At 61.4% G+C, this 9,137-nt stretch carries 13 protein-coding genes; 1 reads left to right on the top strand and 12 read right to left on the bottom strand.

Going from position 1 to position 9,137, the window contains the following annotated elements; translation table 11 throughout:
* The 8 genes from WA070_RS21270 to WA070_RS21305 form a co-directional block, all read right to left on the bottom strand.
* Positions 1 to 322: LysR family transcriptional regulator (locus WA070_RS21270; protein ID WP_422635908.1), on the bottom strand; the 322-nt coding region annotated here is incomplete at its 3' end.
* A 97-nt stretch (positions 323 to 419) separates the two neighbouring features.
* Positions 420 to 1,403, bottom strand: coding sequence for a VOC family protein (locus tag WA070_RS21275; protein ID WP_230190591.1), 984 nt, complete (start codon positions 1,401 to 1,403; stop codon positions 420 to 422).
* Positions 1,400 to 2,299 carry an alpha/beta hydrolase gene (locus tag WA070_RS21280; RefSeq protein ID WP_422635909.1) on the bottom strand — a complete coding sequence of 300 codons (900 nt, stop codon included), beginning with the start codon at positions 2,297 to 2,299 and terminating at the stop codon, positions 1,400 to 1,402. The genes WA070_RS21275 and WA070_RS21280 overlap by 4 nt, the downstream gene beginning before the upstream one ends.
* A 1-nt stretch (position 2,300) precedes the next feature.
* Entirely contained in the window at positions 2,301 to 2,618 is a 318-nt protein-coding gene (locus tag WA070_RS21285; protein ID WP_230190593.1) for a 2Fe-2S iron-sulfur cluster-binding protein, read from the bottom strand.
* 36 nt (positions 2,619 to 2,654) lie between these two features.
* Positions 2,655 to 3,443 carry a DUF3891 family protein gene (locus WA070_RS21290; protein WP_230190594.1) on the bottom strand — a complete coding sequence of 263 codons (789 nt, stop codon included), beginning with the start codon at positions 3,441 to 3,443 and terminating at the stop codon, positions 2,655 to 2,657.
* Between the two features lie 13 nt (positions 3,444 to 3,456).
* On the bottom strand, positions 3,457 to 4,011 hold the full coding sequence (locus WA070_RS21295) for a carboxymuconolactone decarboxylase family protein (protein ID WP_230190595.1): 555 nt from the start codon (positions 4,009 to 4,011) through the stop codon (positions 3,457 to 3,459).
* Positions 4,012 to 4,013: 2 nt separating this feature from the next.
* Positions 4,014 to 4,643 (bottom strand): aromatic-ring-hydroxylating dioxygenase subunit beta, encoded by a 630-nt coding sequence (locus WA070_RS21300; protein WP_422635913.1) that lies wholly within the window; start codon positions 4,641 to 4,643, stop codon positions 4,014 to 4,016.
* Positions 4,574 to 5,745, bottom strand: a protein-coding gene (locus WA070_RS21305) for an IS3 family transposase (protein ID WP_422635910.1) whose coding sequence is annotated in 2 segments (ribosomal slippage) — positions 4,574 to 5,481 and positions 5,481 to 5,745 — 1,173 coding nt in all. Because the reading frame shifts where the segments join, the coding sequence is not laid out codon by codon here. Before WA070_RS21305 ends, WA070_RS21300 begins: the two co-directional genes overlap by 70 nt.
* A gap of 188 nt (positions 5,746 to 5,933) precedes the next feature.
* Here WA070_RS21305 and WA070_RS21310 point away from each other — a divergent pair.
* Positions 5,934 to 6,209, top strand: coding sequence for a hypothetical protein (locus tag WA070_RS21310; RefSeq protein ID WP_422635911.1), 276 nt, complete (start codon positions 5,934 to 5,936; stop codon positions 6,207 to 6,209).
* Positions 6,210 to 6,368: 159 nt separating this feature from the next.
* Here the strand turns inward: WA070_RS21310 and WA070_RS21315 are convergent, their stop codons facing one another.
* The 4 genes from WA070_RS21315 to WA070_RS21330 all read right to left on the bottom strand — a co-directional run.
* The gene (locus tag WA070_RS21315) at positions 6,369 to 7,034 is read right to left on the bottom strand and encodes a murein L,D-transpeptidase catalytic domain family protein (RefSeq protein ID WP_230189041.1); all 666 of its coding nucleotides are present in this window, start codon (positions 7,032 to 7,034) and stop codon (positions 6,369 to 6,371) included.
* 44 nt (positions 7,035 to 7,078) lie between these two features.
* Positions 7,079 to 7,378 carry a hypothetical protein gene (locus tag WA070_RS21320; protein ID WP_230189042.1) on the bottom strand — a complete coding sequence of 100 codons (300 nt, stop codon included), beginning with the start codon at positions 7,376 to 7,378 and terminating at the stop codon, positions 7,079 to 7,081.
* A gap of 4 nt (positions 7,379 to 7,382) precedes the next feature.
* The gene (locus WA070_RS21325; protein ID WP_422635912.1) at positions 7,383 to 8,819 is read right to left on the bottom strand and encodes a L,D-transpeptidase family protein; all 1,437 of its coding nucleotides are present in this window, start codon (positions 8,817 to 8,819) and stop codon (positions 7,383 to 7,385) included.
* Between the two features lie 168 nt (positions 8,820 to 8,987).
* Positions 8,988 to 9,137: HU family DNA-binding protein (locus WA070_RS21330; protein WP_422635914.1), on the bottom strand; the 150-nt coding region annotated here is incomplete at its 5' end.

Below are 9,137 nucleotides of genomic sequence, written 5' to 3' on the forward strand. Positions count from 1 at the left end.
GGATCAGAGTCGAGAGGCTCTTGGCAAAACCCAGCTTGACTTCGCTCGAGGGCATGTCGCGCAGGAGGTCAAAATCTTCCTCCATTGCCGCATAGTTTGCCAATATCAGTTCGGCATGCGCTTGGAGTGTTTTTCCTGCTTCGGTAAGGGCCATCCCGCCTGGATGACGCGTGAATAGAGGTACCCCCACTGCGAATTCGAGTAACTGCATCCGGCGACTAAGCGCCGACTGGACGATGTTGGCGCGCCGCGCGGCAGCCGAAATGCTCCCGGCTGTCACCACTTCGATGAAAAGACGAAGCTGAATCATCTCTATAGTCAAATACGGTCCTTATTCGCGTTACCCTGATTGTCAGACTGGTCCATGCCTTCGCCAGATCGCGCCGATTTAAGCACGATGCGGTCGTTCGGGAAAGGCCCTAAACGGCGAACTCGAGCCAAGCCGGGCTGGTCATCGCGGGATCGAACACGGCGTCGCGCCGGACATAATATTCGCTGACCAATCCGTCAGGATCCTCCAGAAATATCGCCGTCTTCCACGGCAGGTCGACCGAGGCCAGCACAGGAACGCCTTTCGCGGCGAGATTTGCTTTCGCAACTTCGAGTCCCGCCTCCGATTCAAGTTCGAAACAGGCCCGCCCATAGCCTTTATCCGGCGCCTCCAGCAAAATCAGGCAATGCGGATAGGTATCAAGCGTGGCCCGTAGATAGGTCACTTTCCACCCAAAGGCTTCGTGACTTGCGACGACCGCCAGACCGCCGATGCGCGTGTAGAATTGCGTCAGTTGCTCGATGTCGGCGGTCCTGAGAACCGAATGCGTCACGCGCCACGGATTGACGGGCGCCCCGGGCGTAGTCAGCAGCGTCGGCGCTGTCTCGAACAGTTGCTCGGTCGATCCCTCGGCTGTCATCGGGTCCCAAAATTCGGTCAACAATTCCATCGGCCCGCCCAGTACGGATCGCCAGTCGCGGATCGTGTCGCAATAATATTCGTTATAATTGCCATCCGGGTCGAAGATATAGACGCTATGGGCGACCTGATGATCCACGGTCAGGTCAGTCTCAATCCCATCCTTTCTCAGTTGCTTAAAGGCAGTCACCAGCGCCGCCTCATTCTCCAGCTCCCATGCCAGATGGTTGAGGCCGGGGCTCAGCCCGATCGTGCCCGGAAGCTGAAGGATGCCGTTCCGGCCGAAACGGTCCTTGCCCCGCGTCACCTCGATCATCCCGAGATCATGCGGAGTGTGACCCGTCCCCAGAAACGTGGCCACCAGATCGGGCTCGGTGAATTCGACGCGCAGCCCCGATACGTCCCGGTAAAAGCTCTCCGACGCGGCTAGGTCATCGACCCAGAGGTTGACATGGCCCAGTCGGCGCGGCGCAAAATAGGAGGCCGAAGTCATGATGCTGAACTCCTGTGGGGGACGACGCGCGCGGCGTCGCCGAGAATGAAGGACATAAATCGCTCGGTGAGCAGGCTCGATCCGTCCGCCAGATCGAGGACGACGTCGAAATGGTTGCGGCCGGAGATTTCGAGGTAGCTAGTATCTACGCCAGCAGCGACCAGGCGATCACGATAGGCACGGGACTGTCCTTTGAAGACCTCCGGCTCCTGCTCGCCCCAAGCTAGCAAGACCGGGCAAAGCGGCGGCGGCAAGTGACAGGGGCTGAGCTGTACGGCAGCATTCGCGTCCAGCTTGAGCCAGTCGTTGATGAAGCTGTTCGCCAGCGGGCTCAGGTCGAACAGCCCGCTCACCGGCATGATGCCGCGCACATGCCGGGCGGAATGTCCATCGGAAGCTGCGCACATCGCCGCGAGGTGCCCGCCTGCGGAGCTGCCTGTGACCCAGATGCCGTTCGGACGGAGACCGTAATCCGCCCCCTCCCCTGCAAGCCACATGATAGCCGCGCGGGCTTGCCGCACGATCTCCGCCAGAGTGACGGAGGGTGCCAGTTGATAGTCTACGACCGCGACCGATACGCCCTGCGCCACGAAAGTCCGCGCCATAAACGCGGACTCCCGACTGGAGAGCATCCGCCAGTAGCCGCCATGGAAGAAGACCAGCAGCGGCGCGTCATCCGAGGCCCGGAACAGGTCCAGCGTGGAACCCGACGATGCATCGTAAACGATGCCAAGCTCGCCAGGCAGTTGCCGTCGCACCTGTTCGGACAGCTCTGCATAGCGCGCTATTGCTGCCTCAAACACGCCGGGTGCCACGCTGTCCGTTACTCGATATTGAGCATCGCGTTCGGCCCGATCGGGCGTGTCGATCGCATATTTCGGCATCGTGGCGCGCATCTCAGTCCGCCGGCGCCACGGTCACCGACATCCCGTCCATACAGGCGTCGAAAACGATCTGGCACGCAAGCCGCGACGTCGTCGCCCGATGATCCGAGCAGTCCAGCAGGGCGTCCTCATCCTCGCCGATCGCGTGCAAAAGATCGGCGAAGGCAGGGGCGACATAAACGTGGCAGGTCGCGCAGGAACAGCCGCCACCGCATAAAGCCTCCATACCGGAGGCGCCGGACTCGCGAACGATCTGCATCACGGTCTGGCCCTGCCCGGCTTCCACCACGATGGCGCGCCCGTTGGCATCAACGATATGTAGTGTCGCCATATCAGACGCCGTTGAGGCTAGGGCCGCTGTGCGCGTTCATGCGCACAGTTCCAGATTGATGATCCTAGTCGGCGCTTTGAAATATTCCTTGCGGAAGGTTTCGGCATCCGGCCATTTCGAACGGGGCAGATGCTTGTACGATATCTGCACCTGCTGTCCGTCCTCATCGAACGGGAAAGGATCGAAGCGAACCCGCGTTGAGCTAAGCGGAGTGAGAGTGATGCGGACGCCCTCCCCGTCCTTGTCCTCATAGCTGGCGGGCACCGGTTCTATATAGTCGGGGTACGGCTCCTGGCAGCAGAAATAGATGCCCAGAATATCCCACACCTGCATCAGCCGGAAATTGGTACGGAACACGGCCTGGTCGACTGCCGCCAGCGCCTGTTGCTGCTGCTGCTCGTTCCTGGCAATGAACGCTTCTATGTCCGGCCCAAGGTTAGAAAAGGTTGGATGCGGCGGATGCGTGATCGCATCATATCGACCGCGCCAGATGCCTGTCCGATGCATATTGGCGATCAGCCCGGCATAGGGATCTTGCTCAAGCAGCCATTCATGCGTCCACTGATAGCTTTCCAGTTCGAACCGATCCACGCTGGCGTGGATAAAGTCAGGCGTTCCGCCAGTGGCCTCGTTGAAGGCCGGGCTGGTTTCGTACCGCAGCCAGCCGAAATCATGGAACATCGCCGCGCGGACGACCGAATCATAGGGGGTCGGGGCCGCGAAACGGTCATTGCCCCAATGCGCCGCGAGTTGGCCGACCAGACGAGAATGGTCGGTTTGCGGAATAATCATCAGCCCATCTTCTGCGGGCGGCCGGATCATCATGGGAACAGTCCTTTCATATGTCGGAAAAGGGATAGGCCTCGGCAATCCCGGCGAGTGCAGGCTCTATCTCCAGCCCCAGAACCTGGCATTGCCGGGCGACCATCCCGTAGAATGTCGTAGCGATCAGCAGGTCGGTGCGTTGGTCCGCAGGCAGCGTGTCGCGCAGCCGCCTTGTCACGGCGTCGGAAGGGCACATCCCAAAAGCCGCATTGCGCGCGAAGGCGAGCACCGCCAGTGTGCCCTCATCCGTACCGGAGCGGGCGGTCCAGCCACTGGCGATCGCACGAACTTCCTCCGGCGTCGCACCACCACTTAGCGCGCGATCGACATGATGGACGAAGACATAGTGGCATCGCAGCGACCGGGCGACCTGAAGGATCGCCAGTTCACGCAGGCGTGCGTCCAGCAGGCTATGCCGTCCGACCTGCGCCGACAGCACGCCCTGTGCCGCCAAGGCCCCGGCACTGTTCGCTAACGCGCCCAGCAGCGAGATTGGCCCGCCCCCTTCCAGCATCCCGCGCTCGGCCGGAGGCAGTGACGCCGGATCGATGCTCTCGATCAGCGCCATGGCTAGAGGAAGATAGCCAGATTGGGCGTGCGCAGCGCGATCCACGGCAGCAGGGCCGTGCGCTTCAACAGCCGACACCGGCCATCTTCATGCAACACGACATCCTGACGTCGGACCGGAATGATGTCCGCCTCCTCGTCCAGAGCGCGCTGGCGGTAAATCAATACCGCGCTGTCGACTTCGAAACGGCCCGGCAGGTCGGTCGGCGTGACCAACACGCTACCGACGACGCGCACCGTCCGCGAGGCGGGCGATTCCGCCCATGCCTGCCCGGTTGTCATCCGTTCGACCCGCTTGCTCAACAGCATCATATTGTCACGCAAACGATAGCGATTGGCGGCGGACTGGCGGTCTGGCCGGTCGTCGCTGACCCGGATGGGAACATGATAGTCGATGTCCTCGTCCAGCAGAGCAAGCCATTCTTCGTACCGGTTCTCGTCCAGCAGCTTGGCCTCAAGCGCCAGGAACTGACTGATCGCGGTACAGACAGCGGGGTCTGGTGCAACGTGCGAGGGGGTTTCGAGAGACTGATCTGCCCCCGCGGAGTGGGCCGGTTGGTTTGTTAGTGGATTATGCTCACCATCGCCATATCCGGGCGGAGGTGGAGCGAAGCGGAACCGGAGGCCGGATATGGCGGTGAAGCCGTTTCCGGTGCCGGTGGTCGATAGCCCAGGCTGCTGTGCGGGCGCACGGTGTTGTAATGTCGCCGCCACGCTTCGATCAGCACTTTGGCCTCGGCGAGGCTGTAGAAGATCTCGCCATTGAGCAGTTCGTCGCGAAGCGACCCGTTAAAGCTTTCATTGTACCCGTTCTCCCATGGTGATCCTGGCGCGATGTAGAGCGTCTTCACGCCTATCTGCCCCAGCCATTTCTGGACGGCAGTCGCGATAAATTCACTGCCATTGTCTGACCGTATATTGGCTGGTGGGCCACGCGTGATGAACAGGTCCGCCAAGGCGGCCAGCGCATCCTCATGCTTAAGCTGTCGCGCGACGATGAGCGCCAAGCACTCCCTGCTGGCTTCGTCGATAATGGTCAGGATACGGAACTTGCGGCCATCGTGCGTCCGACCCTCGACGAAGTCGTAGGCCCACACGTGCCCCGGATACTCGGGTCGCAGCCGGATGCATGAACCGTCGTTGAGCCATAAACGTCCGCGCTTTTGCTGGCGTTGCGGAATCTTGAGCCCTTCACGCCGCCAAATCCGCTCGACACGCTTATGGTTCACCGTCCAACCCGCATGGCGCAGTAATGCTGTCACCCGGCGATAGCCGTAGCGACCATATTGTTTAGCCAGCGCGATGATATCCTCCGTGAGCGCCTGTTCGTCATCCGCCCCGCGCGGCACCTTGCGCTGTGTCGATCGATGCTGCCCCAGCACCCGGCAGATCCGTCGCTCGGACACCAGAAGCTCTCGTCGCACATGATCAATACAGCGTCGCCGCCGCGCGGGGCTCAGAAGTTTCCCCGTGCGGCCTCCTGCAATATCAGCTTGTCCAGCGTCAGGTCGGAGATGGCCCGGCGAAGCCGCAGATTCTCCTTCTCCAGATCCTTCATTCGCCGCGCCTGGTCGGTCTTCAGACCGCCATATTCCTTGCGCCAACGGTAATAGGTCTGCTCGCTAACCGCGATCCGACGGCACGCTTCGGCAGTGCTCGCGCCCTGCGCCAATATGATCTCAACTTCACGTAGCTTGCCGATGATCTCTTCCGGCTTGTGCTTCTTGCTTGGCATTCAATGTCCCCTTCGTGGTCCAGACTATCATAGTCTCTGGGCCACTCAGCGGGGGGCAGATCAATATCAGAAAGGCTGTTATATCGATTGCCGCAGCCAGCCTGGCTGTGTCAGTTGTTCCAGCCACGGCTGGCGAAACAGTAGCGCGGGAAACGCCGCCAAAGCTTCTCCCTTTGCAACCGATCATAGTGCCGATCATCAATTCCGATCGTATCGAAGGGGCGTTGCACGTGTCGGTGGTGATGTCGGCAGCCAGCGATGTGGCTCTTGCAGGGCTAACTGAACGAGAGCCCAAGCTGCGCGCCGCACTCGTCGCGGAGCTAATCGAGTTCTCCCGTCTCTATGTTTCGACCCAGATGCCCGTAAATGCCGCCCAGCTCCGAACATTGCTGACAAACGCATCGCGCGCGCAGGATAAAGACGTGGCCGACGTCCTGATAGTCGAGATTTCCGCGATGGCATGAAGGCGGTGCCGGGACGTCCGATACAGGATGGCAATACCGTAAGAGGGCCGTCACCAGCCATTCCCTAAGTGCGTTGCGGTCCTCGGGACATAGTCGGCGTATCAGGCTGCGACTTACGGAGACTCGAAGGGAAGAGAAGGCCGAAAACGTCGCGCACGCCTAAACCTTATCCGCGTACACCATCCGCCCCGGCCCCAGAAGGCCCAGCACCTGCGGCAACATATGCGGAGCCAAGGCAAGGCAGCCCTCGCTGCGCCCGACCTTACCCCATTTGGCGATATGTTCCTCGGTCACGTAATCCGCGCCGTGGATCACAATAGCGCGCATCTCGGCGTTATTGTTAAGCGGATCGAGTCCGATCAACCGCATCGCCTGCCCATGGACCCCGTGATAGATTTCGCCGGTCTTGTATGTCCCAGCCGAGGTGGCGAGAGAGTCGGGGACGTTGGAGAAGCTCTGCAGCCAGCCCGAATGTGCAGGATCGGAGCCACGACCATGCGCCACGAGGTAGGAACTGGTCTGACCGCCGATCAGGTCGACGATATGGAAACGCAAATCCTTGGATGCTTCGCTGAAATCGGCGAGCGCAACGCGGTCGCGCAGTTCGAACGCATCCTTATGCGCATCCAAGGCCGCCTTGGCACGATCCAGCAACTGACGGCTGAAGCGCGTACCCAGCCCCGCCGGAAAAACCTTCGACGGCGGCGGGGTTGGCGGCGGGAGAGCGTTCAACACTTCCGTGATGGCCGCACCGGCCATGGACGGCGACAGCGCGGCAAAGCCGACGCCGGCAAAAGCATATCTGGCGAATTCGCGACGATTCATGACTGCCAATATAGGGCCGATGTCTTAACGGTCCAAGAACCCACTCAATCGGTCTGGCGTGTCTGGTTCGTCGGTACACCGACAGAATCGTCGGGCAGGCGCGCCGTCAGGCCCGTCGCGTCCGCATCGTCGAGCGTCTGCTGATCCTGCGAGACAACCGGCGGCGCAACTGCAGGCGCGCTGTTGTTGGGCACTTCGACCGGCGTTTCGGCTTCGTTGGCCGGGATCTCTTCCTCGGGCACTTCCATCATGTTGTTGGTCGTCTGCGGTTCTTCGGGTGGCTTGCTGTTGCAAGCGCTGAGCGCGAACGCACCGGCAAGAACGATGAGAGCAAGTTTACGCATGGGGTCAGTCCTTCGATGCAATGGCTATGGTCGCCGCGCGGCGGCTGGAGGATTCAATCTTTTCGGCCAGCAACTTGTCCCAGCCATAGGGATCGGCGCGGAAATTCATGGTGCCGTTGCTGCTGGCGAAAGCCGTCCAGTACAGCAGATAGACGGCGACCTGCTTGGGCAATTGCACGCGCTGCGTCTTGCCCTTGTCGATCAGGGTCTGCACCTGTCCAGCCAGCGCGGGATCGCTCTGCACCATCAATTCGGCGAGCGGCACCGGCTTCTCCAGCCGGATGCACCCATGGCTGGCCAATCGGTCATAGCTTGCGAACTTCGCGCGCGCGGGAGTGTCGTGCAAATACACTGCGAACGGATTGTCGAAATCGAATTTCAACCGACCCAGCGCACTGTTGGGCCCAGCAGGCTGCACGATGCGCTCGCCGGTTTCGGGGGTGCCGACGATCTTGTAGCCTTCCCGTGCCAGCGCCGCGCGGCCCTTGGGCCACAATTCGCGCTTGGCGATGGAGCTTGGCACGTTCCAGGGCGGATTGACCACGATGGAATGAATGTTCGATGTCAGCATCGGCGTCTGGTTGGTCGGGCTGCCCGTCACAGCGCGCATGGATGTCACCGGCGCATCGCCTTCGAATACCGTCAGCACCGCAGCGGCGATATTCACTTGCACACGATTGACGGGCAACGACCGCGGCAGCCAGCGCCACCGCTCCATATTCGCCATGATCGATCCGATGCGCTCGCGCACCGGCACGTTGAGTTCGCCCAGCGTCCGCCCGCCGATCCGGCCATCGGGATTGAGGCCATAGCGCCGCTGTGCCCGCTGGATCGCGGCGGTCAGCGGCTCGTCCGGCGTGACCGAAGAGTCTTCGATCGACAAGCGCGCACGGATCGCCTGCGGCGTCGATTCCGCGCTCAACACAGGCCATCCGCCTGCGTCGCGAATATCCTCGTATTTTGCGAGGCCGGATTTCAGCGCTTCATACCCCGCATAACGCGGTGTCAGGCTGGCAGTCCACTGTGCCAGCCGATCGGCCTGAGCAGCCTGGGTCAGCCCGGGCAAGGGATCGTAAGCGGCTGGACGCAATGCCCACACCTCAAGAAAATCGGCAGTGTCGACGCGCCCGCGATACAGCGCGCTCGCGCGGTCCAGCACGGCCCGTACCAGAGCATCGCCCTTCGGCGCGGCAGCCTTCTCCTTCGCTTGGGTCAGCCCCTGATCCGCACCACCCGCCAGCCACTCGGTCAGAAACGCCGTCTGTGCCGAAGAGAGCTTGGGCAAGGGCAGCGGTGCCGTCGGTACGACCGGCGGTGGCACGGTCGTCGACATCTGCGGCGGCAGGATCGAAACAGGGGCCTGCGCCAGCGCCGGAACAGCACCGCCACTCAAAGCAAGTGTCAGGCCCGAAAGGACAAAATGAGATATCGAATTGCGCATGACGTCAGCAGATAGCGTATCTGTCGCCGCGATCAAACCGTGATTTAGCGATGCGACACAGTTATTCGTCTTCGAACGGGATGGCGCAACCTCGACCCAACAAAAAACGGGCGCGCCCTATATGCAAGGGAGCGCCCGTTCCTGAGTACGCGGTAAACCCGAAAGGGATTAGCCGTTCAGCTTGTCCTTGACGGCCTTGGCCGGTGCGAAGGACAGCTTCTTGGAAGCGGCGATCTGGATCGTCGCGCCGGTTGCAGGGTTGCGGCCTTCGCGCGCAGGCGTGTCCTTCACCTTGAACTTGCCAAAGCCGTTCAGCGA

Source organism: Sphingobium sp. (assembly GCF_049304695.1).
Lineage (GTDB): Bacteria > Pseudomonadota > Alphaproteobacteria > Sphingomonadales > Sphingomonadaceae > Sphingobium.

Coding starts and splice junctions, on each gene's coding strand:
- WA070_RS21275 (WP_230190591.1), bottom strand. CDS start 1,403: ATGACTTCGGCCTCCTATTTTGCGCCGCGCCGACTGGGCCATGTCAAC.
- WA070_RS21280 (WP_422635909.1), bottom strand. CDS start 2,299: ATGCGCGCCACGATGCCGAAATATGCGATCGACACGCCCGATCGGGCC.
- WA070_RS21285 (WP_230190593.1), bottom strand. CDS start 2,618: ATGGCGACACTACATATCGTTGATGCCAACGGGCGCGCCATCGTGGTG.
- WA070_RS21290 (WP_230190594.1), bottom strand. CDS start 3,443: ATGATGATCCGGCCGCCCGCAGAAGATGGGCTGATGATTATTCCGCAA.
- WA070_RS21295 (WP_230190595.1), bottom strand. CDS start 4,011: ATGGCGCTGATCGAGAGCATCGATCCGGCGTCACTGCCTCCGGCCGAG.
- WA070_RS21315 (WP_230189041.1), bottom strand. CDS start 7,034: ATGAATCGTCGCGAATTCGCCAGATATGCTTTTGCCGGCGTCGGCTTT.
- WA070_RS21320 (WP_230189042.1), bottom strand. CDS start 7,378: ATGCGTAAACTTGCTCTCATCGTTCTTGCCGGTGCGTTCGCGCTCAGC.
- WA070_RS21325 (WP_422635912.1), bottom strand. CDS start 8,819: ATGCGCAATTCGATATCTCATTTTGTCCTTTCGGGCCTGACACTTGCT.